This window comes from Tsukamurella sp. 1534 (assembly GCF_000312385.1).
In the GTDB taxonomy this organism is placed as follows: Bacteria; Actinomycetota; Actinomycetes; order Mycobacteriales; family Mycobacteriaceae; genus Tsukamurella.
Genome location: NZ_HE997627.1, coordinates 1035433 through 1059620 on the forward strand (window position 1 = coordinate 1035433; position 24188 = coordinate 1059620).

A 24188-nucleotide genomic window follows, 5' to 3' on the forward strand; every position below is an offset into this window, starting at 1 on the left:
CCCCTCCTCGTCGTCCGACGGAACCGGGCCGATCCCGGCCGTCGAGGACGAGTGTCACGCCACGACCCCACCGCGAAGGGCGCTCGCGGTGGGGCCTGTGGAGAAAAGACGTTACATACGCTCAGTTGTGGAGGATGCGCCTCTTAGCGCGGTCTGCGACACCGTGCCGCGCATCCTGTGACGAGGGGTCATGCGGCGTCGCGCGCGCCTCGGTTCCGCGGAAAGGCTCCCCTCAGGTATGCGGGCGCCCGGAACGGCCGCCAGGCGTCGACCGGTTCCTCAAGGCGGTCGAGCACGACGTACGCGGCCGCCAGGTTCGCCCCCAGTCCGCAGTGACTGCCGTACACCTCGACATTCTCACTGGTCGGGCCGTCCGGGACGAGGCACGATCGGTGATGGACTATCCCGTCGGTGCGGGTGTAGACCGACGTGAAGGGTACGTCGGGCATCCGTCTGCGGGCTGCCCACTCGTCGAAGCCGTAGTCCGCCAGGTGGCGGTGCGCGAAGAGGTCGTAGACGGCACTCGCGCGCGACTGCATCCTGTCGGTGATGCTGAGCGGACTACCGAGGGTGATCACGCGGTCGACGACCTCGGGCCGTAGGTTGGCGACCTCGCGGGCGAACAGGCCGCCGAGGCTCCATCCGATCACGCTGATCTTCTCGCCGTTCCGCTCAGCGAGTTCCTCCGTGCGGCGCAGGATTCCGTCGATCACGGGACCGGTCGGCCCCACATTGCGTCCCAACCGCCAGGCGTGCGGGCGGTACCCAACGTCCGCGAGCAGCCGGCGCAGCGGCGCCGTGGAGCGATCGTCCGCCATCAGTCCGGGAATGACGAGGACGTGACGGCCCGCGCCGAGCCGGCCGAGGGCGACCATGTCGCGGCCGGCGACGAAGCCCGCGTAGTCGATGCCGGCCCTGTGCCCCTCGCTGAGGTAGTCGATCAGGCTCGGGCGGCGGACGGTGGCAGTGCTCATGAATCCTCCGATGTGGACGGTGCCGGGCCTTCCGGCTGATCCGGGGTCATGCGTTCCAGGAGGAGCTGGTGCTCGTCGAGGATGTACTCGGCCAGCCGATCGATCTCGGGGACTGCCCGCGGGCACCCGATCAGGCCGAAGTCGAGGCTGCCGTTGTAGCTGTGCAGCGTGATGTTGAGCGCCTGCCCGTCGGCGATCATCGAGACGGGATAGAACTCGAGGAGTTCCGAGCCCGCCAGATAGATCGGCTGCTGCGGACCTGGCACGTTGGAGATCACCACGTTCGCGGGCATCACGTGCCCGGTGAGGTTGGTGCGCTGCAACTCCCGGGCCGCCGTCGCGGCGATCGCGGGCACCGCGAAGTCACTGAACCCGATGATTGTCTGCACCGGCAGTGCGCCGTGCTCCGTCTTCGCTGTCTCCATCGCCTGGTTGACCGCGACCAGCCGCTCGACGGGGTCGCTGAGATGGGTCGGCAGGTCCGCCATGATCATCGAGACCTTGTTCCCCAGCGAGTCTTTGTCGTTCTCGGTCCGGATCGACACGGGGACCGCAGCCTTGAGCGGGCCGTCCGGAAGCGCATCCCGGTCCGCGAGCCACCGTCGGATACCACCGGCGCAGATCGCCATGACCACGTCGTTCACCGTGGCCCCGAACTCTCGCTTGATCGCCTTGACCTCGGCGAGCGGGACCTGGAACGCGGCGAAGGTGCGGCGGCTCGTGGGACGGGTGTTGAACGGGGTCCGGGGCCCGCTCGGATTGCTGATCGGGCGGGACATCATCTGCGCCAGGGCACCGCCCGGCGGCCATTTCGCGAAGTGGCTGAACATCTCCCACTGCATCTGCGCGGCCTTGAAGGGCCGCATGGCGTTGGCGGCCATGGCCGACGACAGCAGCGTCATGGGGTCAGGAGCGGGGCGGGGCCGCCACGGCGCGGGCTCGGGCGTGACGGTGTCGATGCCGGGGTCCGTGTCCAGGAGCGTCCCCATCAGATCGGTGCCCGACGCGCCGTCGATCAGCGCGTGGTGCACCATCGTCAGGACCGCGACCTTCCCGTCCTCCAGCCCGTTGATCACCGCTAGCTCCCACAGCGGGCGCGACCGATCGAGCGGCTTGGCGACCAGGCGGGTGACGATGTCCATGAGCTGCGCCCGACTGCCCGGGGCCGGCAACCCGACTCCGTAGACGTGATCGTCGATGTCGAAGGTCTCGGCGTCGATCCAGTACGGGTGGTCGACGTTCATCGGCACCTCGAGCAGCTTGCGGCGGAAGATCGGGATCCGGTGCAGCCGCGCGGCCACACGGTCCCGGACCCGTTCCACGGTGAGCGGTTCGGCGGCGTTCGGCGAATCGTAGATGCACAGACTGCTCACGTGCCCGTACACGGGGCCGGACTCCATATTGAGAAAGGAGGCGTCGAGCCCGGTCAATTGCTGCATGGTGGAACTCTTTTCGTGAGCGAGGTGGTCAACCGCGACGGGACGCGCGATAGTCGGCGAGGGCGGCGACGAGCGGATCCTTCTCGATCGCGCGCTTGAGGATCTTGCCCGAGGCGCCCTTGGGCAGCGCGTCCACGAAGTGCACGACTCGGGGGTGCTTGTACGCGGCCAACCGCTCCGCCCCGTAGGCGCGGATCGCGGCGGAGTCCGCGACGGCACCGGGACGGAGCGCGATCACGGCGGCGATCTCCTCCCCCAGGTGCTCGTCGGGAATGCCGAGCACGGCGACCTCGACGACATCGGGGTGTGCGTACAGTACGTGCTCGACCTCGCTCGGGTACACGTTGTACCCACCACGGATGATGAGTTCCTTGGCCCGGTCCACGATCCGGAGGTTCCCCTCCGCGTCGATCTCGCCGATGTCGCCCGTGCGCAACCAGCCATCGATCACGGTCTCCGCGGTCGCCTCCGGGCGGCCGCGATAGCCGCGCATCACCACGGGTCCGCGCACGTACACCTCGCCGCGTTCACCCACCGGGACCTCCGGGGTGTCCGGGGCACCGAGCCGGATCTCCATCTCGGGGGCGGCGGGCCCGACAGTGCCCGTAGGGGCGGGGACTCCGGGCATGGAGAAGGTGGCGATGGCGGTGGTCTCGGTGAGCCCGTAGCCCTCACTGATCAGGCAGCCGAAGCGCCTCTGGAACGCCTCGTTGATCTCCGGGGCGAGCGAGGCTCCGCCGGAGACCGCCAATCGCAGGCGGGCGAAGGCCTCCGCAGGAGTGTCCGGTGCCGCGTGCAGCATCGCGTTCCACATGGTCGGCACGCCACTGAGAATCGTGAGTTCCTCACGGACCACCGCGTCGATCAGACCGGTCGCGGTGAACGGCGTGACCAGGGTGAGCGAGCAGCCCGAGCGCAGCGCGGCGAGCATCACGGAGGCCTGACCGAAGACGTGGAACAGCGGCAGCGCCGTGCCCAGCCTGTCCTGCGCGGTGGACTGCGAGAGCTGCCCGGCGATCCGCGCCGCGGCATCGAGATTGCCGACGGTCAGCTCGGCGCCCTTGGGCCGGCCCGTCGTTCCCGAGGTGTACAGGATCGCCGCGACATCGTCGTCCGCGCGGTCCTCGGGCCCCTCGAGCGGCTCCACGCCCTCCGTGGGCGCGCCCGGACCAAGGGCGAGGAAGTCGATACCGGTCTCGCCCGCGGCGACACGGGCAGCCGCGTCGAGCCCCTCCCAGGCGATGATCAACCGCGACTCGGAGTCCTCGATGAAGTACTGGAGCTCGCTCGCGGTGCAGAGCGGATTGACCGGAACCACGGTCGCACCCACGGCCTGGATGCCGAGGTAGGCGATGACGAACTCGTCGACCGACGGAGCGATGAAGACGATGCGGTCGCCGGGTGCGATGCCCCACGCTCGCAGCATGGCACCGTATTCGAGGGCCCGTCGGGCGAGGTCACGGTAGGTGATGATGCCGCCGGGACCGCGCAGCGCAGCGGACTCGGGGGCGGCGGCGGCGTGCTTCGCCACCGAGGCCACTAGACTGGGCATGTTGTTGCTTTCCTTGCTGGGATGGTTTCAACGCCCCCGTCGCCGTGGCAGCGGCGGCGGGGGCATCACAGAGGGGGTGGCAGCCCCCTCACAAGATGATGCGGCCCTTGCGGACCCCGATCGTCAGGCGTCCGCGGCCTTCGGGACGGACTTCTCGATCACCGCGAGTGTGAAGTCGCGGTGGGCCGCCAGAAGGCGCTCGGCCACACGGTAATTGGTCTCGATGACCTCCTTCGCATCCGGCAGGCCGGCCACGACGGAGCCGGGCAGCAGCGAGGACAGGTCCGGCAGATCGAACGACGGCGCCTTCGCGGCGCGGTCGATGCCGGCGGGAAGCGAGTCGGTGGCCTTCTCGACGGCGGCGACCCACTGGTCGGTCAGCTTCTCGGTGATCTCGGTGTACGTGGACATTCGTTTCTCCTTGCTGGGATGGACACGGTGGACGTCATTCGTCGCCCACCATGGATTTGTAGGTCTGCACGAGCGCGGATCGCTGCCGCCCGTTGAGTCGGGGGTCCGCCTCGATCGCCGTGATCACGGCGTTCTTGTCCGGGCTCCCCTCGGGTGGCAGCCACCCCGCCAGCCGGAAGAGGACATCCGGCGACAGGCTCAGCCCCTTGGCGATGCTGGTGAGGACCTGCGCGGACGGCTGATGCCGCCCTCGTTCGATCTGACTGAGATAGGAATCGGAGACCTCCGCCACCCGTGCGAGGTGGCGAACGGAGAGCTGAGCGATCTCCCGTTGCGCCTTGATGTAGCGACCGAGGTCGTCGATCGCGTCGTCACTGAACGGATTGTTCATCAAACCCTCTCCGCGCCAGGCGCATCCGCCGATTCAACCGTCGAACCCGCGCATGCAAACTATATCACGCACGTGCGTGGTACACAACGCACTCGGTGTCTTTCGTCGAGATTCCCGTCCGCCTCATGCCCGAAGCTACCCATATGGACGGACCCGTGCGTGCGATTCCCATGAGGTTCGCGTTCACGGTCGAACAGGCGAAATGCAGATGACAGAAGGGGGTTCACGCCGGGTTTCCGAGAAGAACGGCGAGGATCTCCACCGAACCCAACACGATCGTGCTCGCCGCCACGACTGCGGGCAGCCGAGCGCCGGGCATCGCGGATCCCACACTCCCCCGCCGCTCGACATCCCGGCGGACCGCACTGGTGCTCCGGCGATACCGCCGGTGGATGAGTCTCATGATCACGATCGCCACGATCACCACCAGGCCGCACGCGAGCATCGCCCCCGCACCGGCGCGATAGGCCACGAGCCGAAGGACGGCTGCGGACGTGGCGGCGAGGACCAGCGCTGTCCGCTGCCAGGCGAGCGCCGTCCGCTCCGCCTGAACGCCCTTGTCCGGAACTCGCGACGCGTCGCGCCGACCGCCCGAGTACGTCACCTGCTCACCACAGCGCGACCGCTCCCACCACGGTCACCCCGACCACCATGAGGATCACCGTGAGCACGAGGTACGCACGGGCGCCGCCGAGCGGCCGCTGCTCCCGCAGCGACCGCTCGTTGACGTACCAGCGCCGGAAGGATTCGGCCGCACACGCCAGGCCCAAGGCGGCCGCGCCCACGGCGTAGACCCGCCCCAGTCCCCCGCTGTCGAGAGCCGGACCGATCGTGTGCAGTGCAGCTCCGAGCGCGATGAGGGCCAGCGCCGTGCGGATCCACGCCAAGAAGGTCCGTTCATTGGCCAGACTGAATCTCGGGTCGGGCTCGCATCCCTCGCCGTATAGCCGGCGCGGCCACCGTCGATCCTCCTGCGCGCCACCGGCGGAACGATTCACTGAATCGTGACCTCGATGTCGTGCAGCACCTTTGCAGGAGTCTCGGGTACGCCCGCCTGCTCGTCGATATCGATATCGACCCATTCGATCGACCCGGTGAATTCGCCTCGGAGCGTGTCGTATCCGGACGGTACGACGCCGCTACCGATGTCGCAGCCGACGTCGGTGCTTCCGGAGTACAGGAACGGGACCGTCCGCGCGATCCGGCCGGAGCCGGCCACAGCCCCGTCGACCGTGAGTGTGACACCCCCTCCCCGGCCGAAGCCGGGCTGCTCGTCCACCTCGAAGGCGAAGGCGACCTCGTGCGCGCCCGGCTCGACCGCGTCGACGCTCACGACGTCCGTGGACTCCATCGCGAGGTAGTTGTGCGTGTAGACCAGGCGCCCTGCCTCCATCCGCAGGCACCATCCCGAGAACCTGCTGCCCTGGGCGAAAATCACGCCCGCGGCGCCGTCGGGAACCGTGATCGACGCCGTGACGCGGTGCGACTTGTTCTTCACGTTCGGCACCGCCTCGCGCGCGAGACGGACCATCCCGGGGTAGAGCCGCATCGAGGTGCGGCCGCGCAGCAGGTCGGGTCGCCCGGCCACATCGGAATTGAACCGTTCCGAGCGGCGGTCGTCCAGCGGGAGAACGTGATTGCGCTCCGCCTCGTCGAGGAAGAGCTGCTGTAGCTCGGCGAGCTTCTCGGGCATCTCCGCCGCCAGATTCCGCGCCTGACTCCAGTCGTCCGGCGCGTACAGCTCCCAGTCGTCGTCCTCGAGGGGCGGGACGTTGGTCAGGTCCCACGGAGTCCCGTGCTTGGTGCAGGCCGACCAGCCGTCGTGGTACACACCGCGATTGCCGAACATCTCGAAATACTGGGTCACCACCCGCTCGGGGGCGTCCGGCGTGCGCAACGCCTCCGCGAAGCTGTGCCCGTCGATCCGCTGCTGCGGTACGCCGTTGACGGATTCGGGGACGGGCAGACCTGCGAGCTCGAGGATCGTCGGATAGACGTCGATGACATGCTGCCAGTGGTCCCGGACGGTGCCGGCTCCGTCGATCCCCTCCGGCCAGTGCGCGACCATGCCCACGCGGGTTCCGCCCCAGTGCGAGGCGACCTGCTTGGTCCACTGGTACGGGGCATCCATCGCGTGTGCCCACGCGGCCGGGTAGTGGTTGTACGCGGTCGGCCCGCCGATCTCGTCCAGCCTCGCGAGGATGTTCTCCGTGGTGTCGTGAACGCCGTTGAGAGCGGCGATCTCGTTGAAGTTCCCGGCCAGCCCACCCTCCCCGGACGCGCCGTTGTCGCCGAGGATGTACAGGATGACCGTGTTGTCGAGTTCGCCGGCCGTCTCGATCGCATCGACCAGACGCCCCACCTGGTGGTCGGTGTGCTCCGCGAAGCCCGCGAAGGCCTCCATCAGCCGACACGCGACCGTCCGCTCGTCATCGGACAGGCTGTCCCAGGCCGGGAGTTCGTCGTGGCGGCGGGTCAGCTCACAGTCCTGCGGAACCACGCCGAGCGCCTTCTGCCGCTCGAGCATCCGCTCGCGCTCGACGTCCCAACCGTGGTCGAAGTGCCCGCGGTACTTCTCGATCCACTCCTGCGGCACGTGGTGCGGAGCGTGGGTCGCTCCGAAGGAGAGGTAGACGAAGAAGGGCTTGTCCGGCGCCAGCACCCGCTGGTTCCGGGTCCACTCGATCGCGCGATCGGTGATGTCCACACTGAAGTGGTAGTCGGGGTCGTCCGGCACGTCGACCGGAGTGGTGCCCTCGTGCAGCGACGGGGACCACTGGTCGGTCTCGCCGCCCATGAGGCCGTAGAACTTCTCGAAGCCCTCGCCCGTGGGCCACCGGTCGAACGGGCCCGCGGCGCTGACCTCCCACTCCGGGGTCTGGTGCATCTTGCCGAAGGCCGCCGTGTTGTAGCCGTTCATCCGCAGCACCTCGGCGAGGGTCGCAGCGGTGTTGGGCCGCACCGAGGTGTACCCCGGAACAGAGGTCGCGAGGTTCGTGATCGTCCCCATGTTCACGGCGTGGTGATTACGTCCGGTCAGCAGCGCTGCGCGCGTGGGCGAACAGAGCGCGGTGGTGTGGAACCGGCTGAACTTGACGCCGGTGTCCCCGAGGCGTTCGGCGGTCGGCATCGAGCACGAGCCGCCGTACGCCGACGATGTTCCGAACCCCATGTCGTCGAGGAGGACGACGACCACATTCGGGGCGCCCTCCGGCGGACGCAACGGCGTCAACTTCTCGTACGAGGTGCCGCGTGCGTCGAGACGGTCGCTGGTGGGCGGTTCCACGTCGCGAATCGGTAGGTGGGAACGGTCGATTGGAGTCACAGGTCACCTCGAGGGATCGGTCGTAGGGATGGGAGTCATGGCGCGGTCCGTCGCGGACCGCTGGTCAGGAGCGGAGGCCGAAGCGGCGCGCGTCGGCGTCGGGATGCATCGCGAATGCACCCACGATTCGGCAGACCAGCAGAATCGCCCCGGACACGAGGAAGACCTCGTCGAACGCGGCCGCTGGTCCGCCTGCGGCGTCGATGATCCGGCCGGTCACGGTCGGCGCGATCACGCCGGTCATGGTCACGATCGCCGTGGCCGTGGCCATCACGGCGCCGCGTTGCTTGACCGGACTGATCCTGCCGGCCATGAGGAAGGACAGGGGGTAGAAGGCACTGGGGATGCCGAAGGCGACGGCGACCAGGACGAGCAGCACCGTGCCGGAGGTGTGCCCGACGAACACCGCGCACACGCCGGCGAGGACGACCATCGCTCCGGCGAGCACCCCGAGCGACCAACGTGCGCTCACACCCGCACGGACGAGCCGCTCGGAGACCAGGGGGATGACCAGGATCGCGACCGCGCTCACGATGTGCGGGCTGGACACCAACACCGCCGTGGTCTGCGCGGAGTACCCGCGACCGCGCTCGAGCAAGGTCGGCAGCCAGGCCGTCGACACGGCGAGGGCCCAGTACGCGCCGGCACCCGCAACGATCGTGCCCAGCCAGGTCCGGGAGGTGAACAACCTCGCGTACCCGACGGTGCGCTCCTCGGACGTGCTCGTCGCCCTCGCCTCGGCGGTCGACGAGTACTCGCGGTACGGACCCTCCTTGCCGATGACGTACCATGCTGCAGCCCACACGATTCCGACGATCGCGAGCGCCGCGAATCCCGACCGCCAGCCGTGATTGGCGATGAAGTAGGCGAGAGTCGGCGCCGTGACCGCGAGTCCGAGCGCTCCGCCCATCGTCGTCAAGGCGGTGGGAATCGCCCGGGCGTTCTCGGGGAACCACTTCTGCACGGCGTGGGCCGCCATCGGCGCGGTCGGCCCCTCGGCACCGCCGAGCGCGATGCGGCTGGCGTAGAGCATGGGGACGGACGCGGCGAGGAGTACCGGCAGTGTCGCGAGCGACCACAGGACCGCGATGACGCCGAGGATCGTGGTCGTCGAGACGCGGTTCGAGACGAATCCGACGATCACCGCGGCAAGGCTGAACAACAGGTAGAAGCTGGACGAGATGCCGCCGAACTGCGTCGCACTGAGACCGAGCTCGGCCATGATCGGCTTCGCCGCGAGCCCGAGGACGGCCTTGTCGCCGAAGTTGATCATCATCAGCACGACGATCATGAGCGTGACCGCCCACGCACGCCGAGGCGAAGCCGACACCCGTTCTGCACCTACGGGTTCGATAGCGACCATTATTCTGCTTCTCCGTTACTGCCGGCGACTCTCTTCCGTTCAGTGTGAGCCGCATCTCACCACATGGGAAGTGCATAGTCTTCATGCCAGTCATGCATGCCGCGAATAGCCGAGGCGGACCGATCACGGAGAACGACCTCTAGGATGACACCGCGACCGAGCCGAACCCATCGGACGACAACATGATTCGCACCCCGCACCAGGAGGACGCGCATGAGCGAGCCACGAATCACCGCCCCCAACACCTCGTGCTGCGCGCCGGCCGGCCCGGCGGCGGTGTCCCGAGCAGGGAGCACCCCTCGACCGGACCGGCGCAACACTCGCGGGCAGATCCTGGTGACCGGCGGACGCTTCCGCATGGGCGACCCGTTCGACGAGGGCCATCCCGCGGACGGCGAGACTCCCGTCCACCACGTGGAACTCAGCCCATTCCACCTCGATGCCACCTCCGTGACCAACGCGCAGTTCGCCACGTTCGTCAAGGAGACCGGTCACGTGACCAGCGCGGAGGACTTGGGACTGTCCGCCGTCTTCCACCTCGCCGCCGAACCGGCTGTGCGTGCCGCCGCCGGGAGGGTCGAGGAGGCCCCGTGGTGGCTGGTGGTCGACGGAGCCGACTGGCGTCACCCCGAGGGTCCCGGATCGACCGTGACGGATCGGCAGAACCACCCCGTCGTGCACGTCTCGTGGCACGACGCCCTGGCCTACTGCGCATGGGCCGGCAAACGCCTGCCCACCGAGGCCGAGTGGGAGTACGCAGCGCGGGGCGGGCTGGTCGGCGCGCGGTATCCGTGGGGGAACGAATTGCTGCCGCGCGGACGGTGGCGGTGCAACATCTGGCAGGGCGAGTTCCCCACGCGCAACACCCTCGACGACGGGCATCTCACCACAGCACCCGTGAAGTCGTACGCCCCGAACGGCTACGGATTCTGGCAGATGGCGGGGAACGTCTGGGAGTGGTGCGCGGACCGCTTCGGCGCGGACTACTACGCCCACTCCCCGGTCGCCGATCCTTCCGGGCCCAGCGAACCCTCCGAGGGCGAGCGCCGAGTCATGCGTGGTGGCTCATACCTCTGCCACGACTCCTACTGCAACAGATACCGGGTCGCCGCACGGTCCGGCAACACCGCGGACTCCGCGTCGGCGAACATCGGCTTCCGGTGCGCGAACGACGCCCGAGAGTCGTGATCAACCGAGGGACTTCAGGATTCGCAGAACCACTCTCGGGCGTGATCAACAACAAGCGTTTCAGTACGGCGCATCCTACTTTCTGACCACCTGTCAATTCTCCTTGGCGACCTGTCGAGCCGGATATAGCGTGTGAAACCAATCACACGCCCCCCAAGTATCTTTCGCAGGGAGAGTTCACCATGACCGACGATGGAATGGTCGCCACGGCCGCCACCGAGGACCGGACGGCCACAGCGCGAGCACCGAAAGGCAAGAAGAGCCGCGCGGAAAGCCGACTCACCCTCAAGGTCCGCATCATCCAGGTCATGATCCTCATCGCGTGGCTCGCCCTCTGGCAACTGACGGCCGACCTGAAACTGCTCGACCCGGTGCTGAACAGGTCGCCCCTACAGGCCTGGGACTACCTGGTCACGGCGTCGGAATCCGGTGAGCTGTGGTCGAATACGGTAGCCACGATGACCGCGGTCATCATCTCGTGGGTCCTCGCCAGTGTCGTCGGTACGATCTGCGGCCTCGGACTCGGCCTTCTGCCCACTCTCGAACGGATCGTCGCTCCGTTCCTCGACGCGCTGAACGCCATGCCGCGCATCGCCCTCGCACCGCTGTTCATCGTCGCCTTCGGCATCGGCATGACGGCCAAGGTCGCGCTCGGTGTGACCGTCGTCTTCTTCATCGTCCTCTCCGGCGCCCGCGCCGGCGTGCGCACCGTCGATCAGGAGTGGTTGCGCATGTCCGCGGTGATGGGCGCGAGCAAGATCCAGGTCTTCATCAAGATCCTGTTCCCGGTCGCAACGCCCGCGATCTTCGCAGCGCTGCGCCTGGGCCTGATCTTCTCCCTGCTCGCGGTCATCGGCTCCGAGCTCATCTCGGCGAAAGACGGACTCGGTCAGCTCATCTCGAAGTACTCCTCGCTGTTTCAGATGGAAGCCGTCTACGCGATGCTGATCCTCCTCGCCGTCGTCGCCGTGCTGCTCAACCAGATCATGCTCGCCGCGGAGCGTTGGCTCCTCCGCTGGCAGGCGCCGTCGGACGTCTAGTCCGACCCCTCACCACTGCCACGACCAGGAGACCCGACATGACCTCATCCACGCCGGTCGAGAACCGCACCGACGCCGATATCGAACTCAAGGACCTCGTCGTCGAGTTCACCAGCCCCGACGGGGACACGAAGCGAGTACTGCACGACATCTCCCTCTCCGTTCCGACCGGCCAGTTCATCGCTCTCGTGGGCAAGAGCGGTTGCGGTAAGACGACGCTGCTCAACACGATCGCAGCGCTCGTCCAGCCCACATCGGGTTCCCTCACCGTGCACGGCCAGCAGCCACGGGAGGCGCGTGCACACCTCGGCTTCATGCCCGCCCGGGATGCCCTGCTGCCCTGGCGATCCGCGCTCGGCAACGTCGAGTACGGCCTCGAACTGCGCGGCGTCGGGAAGAAGGAGCGACGCGAGACCGCGGCGCGATGGCTGAACGCGGTGCACCTCAAGGGCTCCGAATCCCTCTGGCCGTGGCAACTCTCCCAGGGCATGCGGCAGCGCGTCGCGCTGGCACGGACCTGGGCCCTCGATCCCGATGTGCTCCTCATGGATGAGCCCTTCGCCGCACTCGACGTGACCACGCGCGTGGCGGTACAAGAGGAGTTCCTGCGATTGTGGCAGAGCGAGCGCCGCAAGACCGTCGTGTTCGTGACCCACGATCTCGGCGAGGCGATCGCGCTCGCAGACCGCATCGTCCTGCTCAACGGGGGCGAGGTGCAGTACGACGTCGAGGTCGGGATCGAACGCCCGCGGAATCTCCAGGACATCGCCGCCGACCCCCGCTACCAGGAGATCCATCACCGGCTTCGCTCGGCGATCTGAACCGACTCACTCACCGCCCGAGTCGAATCCCGACCGGACATCACTGCAAGGAGAACCCCATGAATCTCAGCAAGCGGATCGTCACGTGCGCCGCGGCCGGCGTGCTCGCGGCGTCGGGCCTCACCGCCTGCGGCGGCTCGGACACCGGTGCCGACGACGGCACCTTCTCCCTGGGCACGTACCCGAACAGCATCCTTTCGCTCCCCACCGCCGTCGCCGAGGGCGAGAAGCTCTTCGAGGCCGAGGGACTCAAGGTCACCCGCGTCGACGCCAAGACCGGCCCGGAGATCGTCGCCGCCCTCATCGGCGGTACCACCCAGATCGCCGGAGGGTCGACCGGCACCGTCATCCCCGCCCTCGGGCAGGGGCAGGACCTCCGAGTCCTCCCCGTCTTCCAGGGCGAGACCAAGGTCATCATGGTCACCGGGAAGTCCGGCGTGACCTCGCTGGCCGGACTGGCGGGCAAACGTCTCGCGATTCCGGTCCGCGGCGGCGACGCCGAGACCTATGCGAACGAGGTGATCCGCGAGGGCGGCGCCGATCCCAGCACGATCACGTACGTCGCCGCCGGCGGGCCACCGGCGATCGCCGCCGCCGTGATGAACGGCGAGGTCGACGGGGCGATCGGCACGGTCTCCAGCGCCGAACTCATGCGGTCCAAGGGGGCGGACGTCAAGGTGATCGCCGCTCCGCAGGACAACACCGCGGGAGAACGCGGCAGGGCGGGTCTCTCCGGGTTCAACACGACCACAGCGGCGTACTTCGAGAGCCATCCGAAGACGGTGAACTCCTTGTGCAAGGCCATGATCAAGGCCGCTACGTTCATCGCGGACCCCGCGAACAAGGAGAAGGTCGTCGGATACATCGCGACATGGGTCGGGCTGCCGAAGAAGAACGCCGAGGTCGTCTGGGAGTCCGAGCACAAGTCGTGGTTCACCACGCTCGACCAGGCGCGGTGGGACGCCAACGTGAAGTTCGCGGGAGGCAAGCCGGTGTCCTTCGACAAGGTGGTCAACACCTGCGGCCAGAACTGATCCCGCCCGACACGAAGGAGGCCACGTGCCGAACGACCTACGGACGTACTCGCCGACGGAGGGCTTCACCGGGGTCCTCCGGGCCACCGCACCCGATTCGACGCCGGCCTGGCCGGCCACTCCCAGTTCCCCTCCCGGCGCGCCGAACGCCCTCACCATCGTCCTCGACGACATGGGCTTCGCCCAGTTGGGATGCTTCGGCGGCCTGGGCGGGCGGATCTCGACCCCGAACATCGACCGCTTGGCCTCGAACGGCCTGCGGTTCCGGGACTTCCACGTGACACCCCTGTGCTCGCCCACGCGCGCGGCCCTGCTCACCGGGCGCAACGCGCACTCCGTGGGCGTCGGCACGATCATGGAGTACGCGACCGGCTACCCCGGGTACGACACCGTGATCCCCGACGATGCGGCGATGACCCCCGCGGTCCTCCGGGAGGCCGGCTACTCGACGATGGCACTCGGCAAGTGGCACCTGACCCCGGACTGGGAGAACGGCCCGTGGGGCCCGTTCGACCGCTGGCCGCTGGCCAAGGGGTTCGACCGGTTCTACGGCTTCATGCCGGGCGAGACCTCCCAGTGGGCGCCGGACCTGTGGCAGGACAATCACCGGATCGACGGATCCGATCGCCCCGACGACTACCACCTCTCGGTCGATCTGGTCGACCGGGCGATCGCCTGGACGGGCGAACTCGCGGCGGTCACTCCCGACCGGCCCTTCTACCTGTATTTGGCGTTCGGCGCGATGCACGCCCCGCACCACGCCCCCGAGGAATGGATCGAGCGCTACCACGGGGTCTTCGACGCGGGATGGGACGTGATCCGGGAGGAGACCCTCGCTCGGCAACGTGAACTCGGCGTCGTGCCGGACAACGCCGACGTGCCGCCCCACAATCCCGATGTCGCGGCCTGGGCGGACCTTCCCGACGACCACCGGCGCGTACTGTGCCGCCAGATGGAGGTCTTCGCGGGGTTCCTCTCGCACACGGACCACCAGATCGGCCGGCTGCTGGACCATCTCGATGATTCCGGCCGCCTCGACGACACCGTCATCCTGTTCCTCAGCGACAACGGCGCGAGTGCCGAGGGCGGCGAACACGGGCTGTTCCACGAGCTCAGCTACTTCAACCGCAGTCCCGAGACCTTCGAGCAGATGTCGGAACGCCTGGACGAGTGGGGCACTCCCACGAGTCATCCCCATTACGCCTCCGGGTGGGCGGAGGCCGGGAACACTCCGACCCGGTGGTATAAGACCACGTGCCACGAGGGTGGCACCCGGGTTCCGCTGATCGCGCACTGGCCCGCCGGCATCCCCGATCCCGGCGCCGTCCGCTCCGAGTACACCCACGTGATCGATCTCGCTCCGACGATCCTCGACCTGATCGGCATCGAACCTCCCGAGACCATCCGGCGGACCGCGCAGCGGCCGCTCGACGGTGCGACGATTCGGGACGTGCTCACCGATCCGAACGGGCGCGCATCACGCACCGCCCAGCACTTCGAGTGCTTCGGACACCGCGCGATGTGGAAGGACGGGTGGAAGGCCGTCGCGATCCATCCCTCGACGATGCACGCCCACCGGGTGCGCATGCCGCTCGATCTCGCGCGGGACGGCGACTACGCCGGCGATGTGTGGGAGCTCTACGACCTCGCTGCCGACTTCTCCGAGGTGCACGACAGGAGCGCCGATCACCCGGAGTTGCTCGCGGAGCTGATCGACCTGTGGTGGGCGGAGGCAGGCCGGTACCAGGTGCTGCCGCTCGACGACCGGGGCGGAGTGCGCGCGCAGGACCCGCGCCCGTCCGCTCGGCGCGATCGCTCGGAGTTCCACTACAGTGCTCCGATCATGCTCAGCACCAGCACCTCTCCCGATCTGCTCGATCGGGCGTTCGCCGTGGACGTGGACCTCGAGTACACCGACGGCGCGGACGGCGTGCTGGTGAGTTACGGGACGGCTGCCGGCGGATTCAGCCTGTACGTGCTCGACGGACGGATCGCCGTGGACTTCGCGTACCTCGGGCGGGAGCACTTCCACGCCACGGCGGAGGCCCCGATGGCGGGCGGGGCGCACCACGTCACCCTGCGCATGAGTCGCACGGGCCCCGCCACGGGATCGGTCACCGTACTGGACGGCTCCACGGTGGTCGCCCGACTGCCCGTGGTGCGGACCAATCCGATCATCTGGTCGATCGGGTCCGGGCTGCAGGTCGGTGGCGACAGCGTCTCTCCCGTCTCCGCCGACTACCGCTCCCCGTTCCGATTCGCCGGGGGGCTGCGGTCCGTCACCATCGTCCTCGAGCCGGCGGATCCTGCGCCGACGGTCGACACGGCGCGCGTCCGGCAATGACGGCCCCCGGACCACGTCGTCCGCCCGCTCCCGGGCGGGCGGACGACGGTGCGCCGGGGCGCGGCGAGGTACTGACCGTCCGCGGAGCGCGGAGCCGGGCGGCGCTCGTCCGGGCGGCACGCGAGATCTTCGAGCGGGACGGCCTGGTCGACGTGAGCCCGGCGAGTATCGCCCTCGCCGCCGGGGTGTCGCGTGCCACGTTCTACACGTACTTCGCCGACCTCGAGGAGATCCTCCACGCGGTCGTGCGGGACTCGCTCGAGCCGGCGGGGGTGACCCTGCATCCGCCGCCGGATCCCGTTCGCGCGCGCCTCATCGACGAGGCGCGCTCGGTCTTCCTGCGGACGGGATTCGCCGACGCCCGTGCGGAGGACATCGCGAGGCGGGCGGGACTGCCGCTGCGGACCTTTCACGACCACTTCGCGGATACGTCCGAGGCCTTCACCGCGGTCCTCGACGCGACCCGCGAGGAGATGCTGCACCCGCGCAACGACCACCGCCCGCCCGGGGTCCGCGAGCAGATCGCCTCCCGTCACCGCGCCTACCTCGACTCGTACGCGCGGAACGCCCGGCTGATGGTGCTCCTCGAACAGGCGGCACTCGTGTATCCGGCGTTCCGCGAACTACGGTTGCGGCGGGCCGAGGCGTTCGTGGAGCGGAACGCCCAGTGGATCGCCCGACTGCAAGGCGACGGGGTCGCGGACCCCGACCTCGATCCGACCTTGACCTCCCGGGCCCTCAGCGCGATGGTCAGCCGACTCGCGCACTTCCACTTCGGTCTGCGCTCCGCGACGACCGGAGTGGACGACCTGGTGAAGATCTCGACGGAGGTATGGGTGCGGACCCTCCGGATCTCCCCCGACGAACCGAACAACCGACCCGAGAAGAAGGACGACTCATGATCGACGACCGTGAACTGTACGAGCGTGCCGTTGAGGCCTACATCTACGCCTACCCCGTGGTCCTGATGGATGCCACGCGTGACGCGGCCCGGCGTCGCGCGGAACGGGAGGGCTATCCGTTCCACAACGCCTTCCATCACCGAGCCACCTTTCCGGACGACACGTTCACCGAGGTGGTGCGTGCCAACGTGGACACGCTGTACTCCCAGATCTGGTTCGACCTCTCCGACGGCCCCTTGTTGATCCGCGTCCCCGACGCCGGCGATCGCTACTACGTCCTCCCGTTCATGGACATGTGGACGGACGTCTTCGCCTCCGTGGGACCACGGACGACCGGTGCGGATTCCGGTGACTTCCTGCTGGTGGGACCGGGGTGGACGGGCTCTCCCCCGGAGGGCGCAACCGTGATCGCCAGCCCCACGACGTGGGGCTGGATCATCGGACGCACCCAGACGAACGGGGCCGCCGACTATCCCGCAGTGCACGCCTTCCAGCACGGCTTCTCCGCGGAGCAGGCGAATGTCGGCACGACACCGCCGGTACCGGCGGTGGCCGCCGGCCCCTGGACGGACATGCCGCCGGTGGTCGCCGTCGATGCCATGAATGCGCAGGAGTTCTTCGACAGGTTCTCCGCACTACTCGCCGTCGCGCAGCCGCATCTCACGGACCAGGCCCAGCTCGCGAGGCTGGCGCCGCTCGGTCTCGGGTCGGACACGCCCTTCTCCTTCGCGGAGACCGAACCGCGCGTGCGTCACGCGCTGGAGGAGGCGGTGTCGGAGGCCGTCTCCCGGATTCGCAACGTCGACTCGCGCCACTCGTGGAATCTCAACGGCTGGACCATGCGCCCCGGCACCGGGAACTACGGGATCGACTACGGCACGCGTGCGACGGTCGCGTTCGCGGGCCTCGGCGCGTTGCCGCCGCAGGAGGCGGTGTACCCGCGCGTGAACGTCGACAGCGAGGGCCGTGCGCTGTCGGGCGCGCACCGGTACCGCTTGCACTTCGCCGCGGACGCGCTCCCGCCTGCGCGGGCATTCTGGTCCCTGACGATGTACGGCGAGCACCAGTTCCTCGTGACCAACCCCATCGACAGGTTCGCGATCGGCGATCGCGACGATCTGGCCTTCGGCGACGACGGTTCACTCGAAATCCTCGTCCAGCACGATGATCCCGGGAATCGTGACACGACGAACTGGCTTCCAGCTCCGGAGGGTCCGTTCAGCATGAACGTGCGGCTGTACCTCCCCGCACCCGAAGCGGTGGCCGGTACGTGGATGCCGCCGTCGATGCAGCGGATCGACTGAGGCGGTTCCGCCCACGGTCTGCAGTGTGGCGTCGACTATTGGGCCAGGCGGCGAGAGGCGATGTCGACGATCTGCCGCCGGAGCCACACACTCGCGGGGTCGTTGGCGAGCCGCCTTGACCACGCGATGTGGTAGTCGAAGTCCGGGATGTCCACCGGGAGATCGAAGGTTCTGACGCCGGGTTTGTCGAAGCCGTCCCACCCGACCGACACCAGCTCGGAGCCGGGGATCATGGACGGGACCAGATCACTGTTGTTGACGGTGACCGCAATGGTCCGCCGCAGTCCGGCGTCCGCCAACTTCTCATCGATGAGAACTTCGACGAGGGCTCTGGGGAACGAGATGTGCGGCATGGCGGCGTAGTCGGCCGGCGTGATCCCCTCGTCGAGTCCCGGCCTACCGACCGCGGCGATACCGGTCCAACTGACAGAACCGAGTCGTAGCGACGGATGGCCGGGCGCCACCCGCTGTGCCGGCATCGCGATCGCGTCGAGGGTTCCGTCGCGCCTCGCGTCGGAACGCACCGGGGTGCCCAAGACGTGCAGGACGACCTTGGGAGCCTGTTCTCGCACGACGACCGCCAATTCGGGAGCGATCATCGAGTTGAGGAAGTCCGGCATCGCCACGGTGAACGTCGTCGTGGCCGTACTCGGATCGAATTCCGGCGCCGAAAGACTCGTGTTGACCAGCCGCAGGATGTCCTCCACGATCGGCACCAGCCGTTCCGCCTCCGGTGTGAGCTGCAGGGATTGCCCCGAGCGCACCAGGAGCGGATCCCCGAAGCTCTTGCGCAACCTGGCGAGGGCGTGACTCGTCGCGGCTTGACTGAGTCCGAGCTGGGCGGCCGCCCTGGTGACATTGCGTTCGCGGAGGAGCTCCCCCAGTACGCGGAGGAGGTTCAGGTCCATGGTCGCGACATTCACCACATGCATAGACTAGATCGAAACTATGCACTTCCGTGGAAGTTCCAGGTGAACGACACTGATGATGCCCACCCGAAGCCGCGTCCGATGCGTACCGCGGCCCCGGCGAACGAGCGCCATTGCCCGTGAATCCCATTTTGATGAGGCCGACGTGATCAACGTGCACACACCCACCGCCCCTCGCAGCGCCGTCCGCGGGCGACCACGCCAACAGGGGATCCGCCCCAGCGACGTCCTCGACGAACGCTTTCTCGCCCGGACGTCGCCGAGGTGGGACCGGGCGTCCCAACAAGCCGGGTTCCGCGACCTCGTCGACGCCCTCGAGTGGGCGCACGCCGCCGCGCGATCTACACGGTTCGTCAACCCGATCGGAGTGCTCGCCGAGCGGCTGGGCGTGCCGTACCCGGTACTCGCGTCCGTCAAGGAGGTCCGGGACTACTTCGCCAGCGGCGGTCGCTGACGGGCGGACTCGCTCACCGTGCGAGCCACCCGGCGGCCTCGAAATCGTGCAGGTACTTCTCGATGAGCGCGCGGTCGAGGTGCGGGATGTCGCCCGGGCCGACGCCCGCGTCCCGCACGGCGGCCCGGAACCGGTCGGCGGTGAGGGCCTGCGTGCCGCCCGCCGGAGCGGGGTGCTCCAGCGAATGCAGCAGGGGCAGAACGGACCGCCTGCGCGCACCGTCGGGCAGAGCCCGCAGCGCGGCCTCGAACCGGGAGAACCACTCGTCGTAGTCCGCGACCCGCTCGATCTCCCGCCGCTCCCCGATCCAGTCGACGAAGCTGTCGAGGCTCACGCCGTCGTCGTTCACGTTGAGCACGTGGAACGTCCGGAAGCCCTCACGCCCCGCGGAGCCGAGAGTGGCGATGGCCTCCGCGGTGAAGTCGACCGGCAGTCCGTCGTAGTGCGGGCGGCGCCCGGCATCGTCCGGCAGGTAGAAGGACCGCGGCGCGAGACCGGTCTCGGCCACGCTGAACAGGATCCGAGTGAACTGGTCGGCGTCGTTGAACTGGCCGCGGAACCTGCTGTGCGCCAGGATCATGTCCGAGCGGAACACCCGCACGGGCAGCGCCGCGAGGTCGGACGCCTCGCGTAGCAGCACCTCTCCCGCCCACTTGCTCACGGCGTAGCCGTTGGCGTAGGCGTCCGCCCCGATGCGCCGTTCGGCGCCCTCGACTCGGACGTCGTCGTCCTCCACCAGGAGACGGCCGTCGTCCTGCGGCACCACCGCCACCGTCGAGACGTAGTCGATCGACTTGCGCTTCGCGGTCACGGCGAGTCGCACGACCTCCGCGGTGGCCGCCACGTTCGGGCCGAACAGCTGGTCGTACGGCAGCACGTGGTTCACCAGGGCACCGCAGTGCACCACGTGGTCCACGTGGCGGGCCAGCCGGTCCCAGGTGGCCTCGTCCAGTCCCAGCGACGGGCTGCCGAAATCGCCGGCCACCACGTCGAGGTGGTCCGCGGCGAGCCGCGAGAACTCTTGGGCGAGCGCCGGATCGGCGTCGCCGATGGCCGCCCCCACGCGGCGGCGCGCGTCCGAGGCGTCCTCACCGCGCACGAGGGCGACCACGGTGCCGCCGTACCGGGAGACGCGCCGCAGCCATTCGAGCAGCAGGAACCGGCCGAGGTACCCCGTGGCGCCGGTGAGCAGTACGACGTGCGGCTCGCCGGTCGCCGCGGGAAGCGCCGGAGCCGCGGCGAGCAGCTCCGGATCGATGAACTTCTCCAGGGTGAGATCCGCGGCGCGGGCGATCAGCGCGCCCTCGCCGTGCACGGACGCGGCGGTGGGGGCGGCGCCGACGCCGGACAACGCGCCGTCGATGTGTGCGGCCAGGCCGCCCAGCGTGGCGGTGGGGCCCACGATGGTCTGCACCGGGACCGGCACGTCGTACAGGCCCTCGAGGGTGGTGGCGAGCGACAGCGCGGAGAGCGAGTCGCCGCCGAAGTCGGCGAACCGCGTCTCGGCGCCGAGGCTCTCCGTTCCGACGCCCAACGTGAGCGCGGCCGCGCGGATCACCACGTCGACGGTGGGGCCGTCGGTGTCGAGCCCGCGCAGGCCGTCGCGGCGCCGCTCCTCCGCCGCGTCGTACAACGCCGCCAACCGGTCGCCGTACTGGGCGGTGAGCGCCGGGCGCACGAGTTTCCCGATACCCGAACGCAACCCGTTCTCCTGGGAGAAGGGCTCGTGCTCGATGATCACGTCCCGGGGCACCTCGTACGAGGCGAGCCCGTTCTCCCGGGCCACCTGCGCCAGCGCGTCGAGCACCCGCGCGCGGGCCTCGATGTCGGTCTCCCCGTCGGGGCCGGGTGCGGGTACGACGACGGCGAGCAGGTAGGAGCGCTCGCTGGTGCCGTACAGGAACGCCTGGTGCACAGCGGGGCTCGCCGCGTACGCGGCCTCGAGCTGCGCGACCGGAACGAACTCGCCCTGCGCCAGTTTGATGACGTTGCTTCGCCGGTCGACGTACTCGAGGCGATCCGGTCCGAGCTCCGCCATGACATCGCCGGTGCGGTAGAAGCCGTCGTCGTCGAGCAGCGGCTGCGGCGCCCGGTAGTAGCCGGGGATCAACTGGGTGGACTTCACCAACAGCTCGCCGCGGGGGTGCGGGAGATCGGTGGTGAGGTAGCCGAGTTCCGGAACGTCGATCAGCTTGTACTCGGTCACCGGCGGCCGCGCGACCACGCCGTCGACGATCACGCCGCCGGCCTCGGTGGAGCCGTAGCCGATCCGGATGCTCACTCCCAGCATCCACTCCATAAAGGCTTGGAGGTCGGCGGAGAGGGCGGCGCTGCCGCACATGGCCGCCTCGATGCGGCCGCCGAGCACCTCGTCCCGGAGGTACACCCGAGCGGACTCCGCGTCGGACTCGGCCTCCAGCGCCAGGAACCGCTGGTGCACGAGCTCGCACACACGGGGCACCAGCGCGACGGCGGTGGGACGCGCGTCCGCGAGGTCGTCGAACAGGCTCGACATGTCGGCGGCGGCGGCGAAGTAGCCGGTGCCGCCGGACGCCAGTCCCGCGATGAGCCAGTTCCGTCCGTACATGTGGCTCATCGGCAGGAAGTGCAGCAACGCGCCGGTCGGCAGGTCGTCGTCGACGATGCTGTCCACCTTGAGCCACGCGTCGCGGACGATGCGCTCGGTGTACATGGCCCCCTTGGGGGTTCCGGTGCTGCCGGAGGTGTAGATCAGGGTGACGAGCGGATCGGTGCCGGGCCCGGGCGCGAACGGCGCGGGCACGGGGAGCGCCCGCCCGCGCTCGACCTCCTCGTCGAGGTCGGCGACGCCCCTCGACGGTGCCGTGCCGCCGGGCACGGCACTGTCGAACACGACGATCCGCGGGTCGGCGCCCGACAGGCCGACCGCCTCCCGCGCGAAGTCGAGCTGGGCGGCGCTGACGGCGAGCAGCACCGGCGCGGTCTCGTCGAGGATCGCGGCGATGCGGGAGGCCGGCGCGCCCGCCTGCAGCGGCACGGTGGGCGCGCCGAGGAGAGTGGACGCCAGGTCGACGGCGGCGAAGTCGGGGCTCGTGAAGCCGAGGATCGCCACGAAGTCGCCCGGCCGGACCTCCCGTGCCCACGCGGCGCGGAGCGCGGTGACCCGCTCCCACACCTGCGCGTACGTCAGCGTCTCGTACGGGCCGTGCGGGCCGCCGCGGCGAGTGGCGAACGCCGGACGGTCCGCGAACTCGGCGAAGACCCGCGAGATCACCTCGGGGAGGCGCTCGGGCGGGCCGTCGGCCCCCTCGGCATCGACGCGGACCACCTGGGGAGAGTTCTGGACGGCCTCGATAGACAAACTGAACACCTCATTTCACTACGGGACTCTAAGTAACCTAATAATGCATAGCGTAGCTACCGATCGGTAACCGCGCACGTTCGGCGCAGACCGATCGCAAACCTTTCCCACCCCGGCCGGCGGTGATGGACTGGCTCCCCGTCACCCGTCGACACGACCGAAAGGCTGCCGTGACCTCGCGCAACCCCCTGCATCTGCACTGGTTCCTGCCCACGTACGGCGATTCCCGGAACCTGATGGCGGGCGGCCACGGAAGCTCCATGAGCGGCGATCGCCCGGCGAGCCTGCACTACCTCAAGCAGCTGGCGCTCGCCGCCGAGGCGAACCGGTTCGAAGCGGTCCTGATTCCGGCGGGCCTGTGGTGCGAGGACGCGTGGCTCACCGCGGCGCTGCTCGCCGACGCCACCGACTCCCTGAAGTTCCTGGTGGCGCTGCGCCCCGGACTGGTGAGCCCGCTGTTGTCCGCGCAGATGGCGAGCACCCTGCAGTGGCAGTCGGGCGGGCGCGTCCTACTCAACGTGGTGACCGGCGGCGAGTCCTCGGAGCAGCGCGCGTTCGGCGACACCCTCTCCAAGGAGGAGCGGTACGAGCGCTGCGGTGAGTTCCTCGACATCACCCGGCGGCTGTGGACCTCCGACCAGCCGGTCACGGTGGCCGGCAAGCACCTCACGGCCGAGGGCGCCGTGCTGGCCCGCCGACCGGATCCGGCGCCGCCGATCTTCTTCGGCGGCAGCTCCCCCGCCGCAGGCGACGTGGCGGCCGCGCACGCCGACACGTACCTCACCTGGGGCGAACCGCCCGCGCAGGTGAAGAAGAAGCTGGACTGGATCCGCGGCCTGGCAGCCGACCGCGGCCGCGAGCTCAGCTACGGCATCCGGCTGCACGTGATCTCCCGCGACACCTCCGAGGAGGCGTGGGCCGAGGCGAACCGCCTCCTGAACAACCTGGACCCGCAGACCGTCCGGAACGCGCAGGCCAGCCTCGCGCGCAGCGAATCCGAGGGGCAGCGCCTCATGCGCGACCTGCACGGCGGCGGCGCGGCGTTCGACGAGGCCGCGGACGCCCGCAGCCTGCAGGTGTACCCCGGCTTGTGGACGGGGGTCGGCCTCGTCCGCGGCGGTGCCGGCACGGCGCTCGTCGGCTCCCACGACGAGGTGGCGGACCTCATCGCCGAGTACGCCGACCTCGGCCTGGACCACTTCATCCTCTCCGGGTACCCGCACCTGGAGGAGGCGTACCACTTCGGAGAGGGCGTCCGGCCCCGCCTCGCCGCCCGCGGCCTGCTGAACGACGGTGCGGCACCGTCGGAGCCCGTCCGCGGCGCCTTCCTGCCCGACCTCTCCCCCAGCCCCACCTCCTAGCCCCGGTTCTCCGACC

The 24188-nt window shown here is 69.1% G+C and carries 20 protein-coding genes; 9 read left to right on the plus strand and 11 right to left on the minus strand.

The annotated features are described in order from the left end of the window. Positions 1-188 precede the first annotated feature (188 nt). The 9 genes from BN39_RS17350 to BN39_RS17390 all read right to left on the minus strand — a co-directional run bounded on the left by BN39_RS17350 (position 189) and on the right by BN39_RS17390 (position 9422). Complete coding sequence (locus BN39_RS17350; protein WP_019203716.1) at positions 189-974, minus strand: triacylglycerol lipase; 786 nt, start codon at positions 972-974, stop codon at positions 189-191. After that, positions 971-2413 carry a wax ester/triacylglycerol synthase family O-acyltransferase gene (locus BN39_RS17355; RefSeq protein ID WP_040768179.1) on the minus strand — a complete coding sequence of 481 codons (1443 nt, stop codon included), beginning with the start codon at positions 2411-2413 and terminating at the stop codon, positions 971-973. Before BN39_RS17355 ends, BN39_RS17350 begins: the two co-directional genes overlap by 4 nt. A 28-nt stretch (positions 2414-2441) precedes the next feature. Then, entirely contained in the window at positions 2442-3965 is a 1524-nt protein-coding gene (locus tag BN39_RS17360) for an AMP-binding protein (protein WP_040768180.1), read from the minus strand. A gap of 123 nt (positions 3966-4088) precedes the next feature. Beyond that, positions 4089-4376 (minus strand): hypothetical protein, encoded by a 288-nt coding sequence (locus BN39_RS17365; RefSeq protein WP_019203719.1) that lies wholly within the window; start codon positions 4374-4376, stop codon positions 4089-4091. 34 nt (positions 4377-4410) lie between these two features. Beyond that, the gene (locus BN39_RS17370; protein WP_019203720.1) at positions 4411-4767 is read right to left on the minus strand and encodes a helix-turn-helix domain-containing protein; all 357 of its coding nucleotides are present in this window, start codon (positions 4765-4767) and stop codon (positions 4411-4413) included. A gap of 223 nt (positions 4768-4990) precedes the next feature. After that, complete coding sequence (locus BN39_RS17375; RefSeq protein WP_019203721.1) at positions 4991-5371, minus strand: DUF202 domain-containing protein; 381 nt, start codon at positions 5369-5371, stop codon at positions 4991-4993. 4 nt (positions 5372-5375) lie between these two features. Further along, positions 5376-5849, minus strand: a complete 474-nt coding sequence (locus tag BN39_RS23980; protein ID WP_081586140.1) for a YidH family protein — start codon at positions 5847-5849, stop codon at positions 5376-5378. Then, entirely contained in the window at positions 5762-8053 is a 2292-nt protein-coding gene (locus BN39_RS17385) for an arylsulfatase (protein WP_019203723.1), read from the minus strand. Before BN39_RS17385 ends, BN39_RS23980 begins: the two co-directional genes overlap by 88 nt. A gap of 103 nt (positions 8054-8156) precedes the next feature. Continuing rightward, positions 8157-9422, minus strand: coding sequence for an MFS transporter (locus tag BN39_RS17390; RefSeq protein ID WP_019203724.1), 1266 nt, complete (start codon positions 9420-9422; stop codon positions 8157-8159). A gap of 246 nt (positions 9423-9668) precedes the next feature. Here BN39_RS17390 and BN39_RS17395 point away from each other — a divergent pair, with 246 nt between their 5' ends. The 7 genes from BN39_RS17395 (at position 9669) to BN39_RS17425 (ending at position 18088) form a co-directional block, all read left to right on the plus strand. Then, positions 9669-10643 (plus strand): formylglycine-generating enzyme family protein, encoded by a 975-nt coding sequence (locus tag BN39_RS17395; RefSeq protein WP_051159038.1) that lies wholly within the window; start codon positions 9669-9671, stop codon positions 10641-10643. Between the two features lie 182 nt (positions 10644-10825). Then, entirely contained in the window at positions 10826-11683 is an 858-nt protein-coding gene (locus BN39_RS17400; RefSeq protein WP_040768182.1) for an ABC transporter permease, read from the plus strand. 38 nt (positions 11684-11721) lie between these two features. After that, the gene (locus BN39_RS17405) at positions 11722-12504 is read left to right on the plus strand and encodes an ABC transporter ATP-binding protein (RefSeq protein WP_019203727.1); all 783 of its coding nucleotides are present in this window, start codon (positions 11722-11724) and stop codon (positions 12502-12504) included. Positions 12505-12563: 59 nt separating this feature from the next. Beyond that, positions 12564-13538: an ABC transporter substrate-binding protein gene (locus BN39_RS17410; RefSeq protein ID WP_019203728.1), complete on the plus strand. Its 975-nt coding sequence runs from the start codon at positions 12564-12566 to the stop codon at positions 13536-13538. 25 nt (positions 13539-13563) lie between these two features. Further along, positions 13564-15882, plus strand: a complete 2319-nt coding sequence (locus BN39_RS17415; RefSeq protein ID WP_019203729.1) for an arylsulfatase — start codon at positions 13564-13566, stop codon at positions 15880-15882. After that, positions 15879-16784: a TetR/AcrR family transcriptional regulator gene (locus tag BN39_RS22390; protein WP_019203730.1), complete on the plus strand. Its 906-nt coding sequence runs from the start codon at positions 15879-15881 to the stop codon at positions 16782-16784. Before BN39_RS17415 ends, BN39_RS22390 begins: the two co-directional genes overlap by 4 nt. After that, entirely contained in the window at positions 16781-18088 is a 1308-nt protein-coding gene (locus BN39_RS17425; protein ID WP_019203731.1) for a DUF1254 domain-containing protein, read from the plus strand. The genes BN39_RS22390 and BN39_RS17425 overlap by 4 nt, the downstream gene beginning before the upstream one ends. Positions 18089-18123: 35 nt before the next feature. On the opposite strand, the gene BN39_RS17430 is transcribed toward BN39_RS17425, so the two are convergent. Further along, positions 18124-19014, minus strand: coding sequence for a LysR family transcriptional regulator (locus BN39_RS17430; RefSeq protein ID WP_159103261.1), 891 nt, complete (start codon positions 19012-19014; stop codon positions 18124-18126). Between the two features lie 148 nt (positions 19015-19162). Here BN39_RS17430 and BN39_RS17435 point away from each other — a divergent pair, with 148 nt between their 5' ends. Continuing rightward, entirely contained in the window at positions 19163-19471 is a 309-nt protein-coding gene (locus tag BN39_RS17435) for a hypothetical protein (protein ID WP_019203733.1), read from the plus strand. Between the two features lie 13 nt (positions 19472-19484). Here the strand turns inward: BN39_RS17435 and car are convergent, their stop codons facing one another. Then, positions 19485-22778, minus strand: a complete 3294-nt coding sequence (gene car / locus BN39_RS17440) for a carboxylic acid reductase (RefSeq protein WP_019203734.1) — start codon at positions 22776-22778, stop codon at positions 19485-19487. Between the two features lie 269 nt (positions 22779-23047). Between car and BN39_RS17445 the strand changes: the two genes are divergently transcribed. Further along, positions 23048-24172: an LLM class flavin-dependent oxidoreductase gene (locus BN39_RS17445; RefSeq protein ID WP_051159076.1), complete on the plus strand. Its 1125-nt coding sequence runs from the start codon at positions 23048-23050 to the stop codon at positions 24170-24172. Positions 24173-24188 lie beyond the last annotated feature (16 nt).

What these genes read in the sequence shown, in the direction of transcription:
- BN39_RS17405 (WP_019203727.1), top strand. Translation starts at nt 11,722, where the DNA reads ATGACCTCATCCACGCCGGTCGAGAACCGCACCGACGCCGATATCGAA.
- BN39_RS17410 (WP_019203728.1), top strand. Translation starts at nt 12,564, where the DNA reads ATGAATCTCAGCAAGCGGATCGTCACGTGCGCCGCGGCCGGCGTGCTC.
- BN39_RS22390 (WP_019203730.1), top strand. Translation starts at nt 15,879, where the DNA reads ATGACGGCCCCCGGACCACGTCGTCCGCCCGCTCCCGGGCGGGCGGAC.
- BN39_RS17425 (WP_019203731.1), top strand. Translation starts at nt 16,781, where the DNA reads ATGATCGACGACCGTGAACTGTACGAGCGTGCCGTTGAGGCCTACATC.
- BN39_RS17395 (WP_051159038.1), top strand. Translation starts at nt 9,669, where the DNA reads ATGAGCGAGCCACGAATCACCGCCCCCAACACCTCGTGCTGCGCGCCG.
- BN39_RS17365 (WP_019203719.1), bottom strand. Translation starts at nt 4,376, where the DNA reads ATGTCCACGTACACCGAGATCACCGAGAAGCTGACCGACCAGTGGGTC.
- BN39_RS17350 (WP_019203716.1), bottom strand. Translation starts at nt 974, where the DNA reads ATGAGCACTGCCACCGTCCGCCGCCCGAGCCTGATCGACTACCTCAGC.
- BN39_RS17370 (WP_019203720.1), bottom strand. Translation starts at nt 4,767, where the DNA reads ATGAACAATCCGTTCAGTGACGACGCGATCGACGACCTCGGTCGCTAC.
- BN39_RS17445 (WP_051159076.1), top strand. Translation starts at nt 23,048, where the DNA reads ATGGCGGGCGGCCACGGAAGCTCCATGAGCGGCGATCGCCCGGCGAGC.
- BN39_RS23980 (WP_081586140.1), bottom strand. Translation starts at nt 5,849, where the DNA reads ATGGGTCGATATCGATATCGACGAGCAGGCGGGCGTACCCGAGACTCC.
- BN39_RS17355 (WP_040768179.1), bottom strand. Translation starts at nt 2,413, where the DNA reads ATGCAGCAATTGACCGGGCTCGACGCCTCCTTTCTCAATATGGAGTCC.
- BN39_RS17400 (WP_040768182.1), top strand. Translation starts at nt 10,826, where the DNA reads ATGACCGACGATGGAATGGTCGCCACGGCCGCCACCGAGGACCGGACG.
- BN39_RS17360 (WP_040768180.1), bottom strand. Translation starts at nt 3,965, where the DNA reads ATGCCCAGTCTAGTGGCCTCGGTGGCGAAGCACGCCGCCGCCGCCCCC.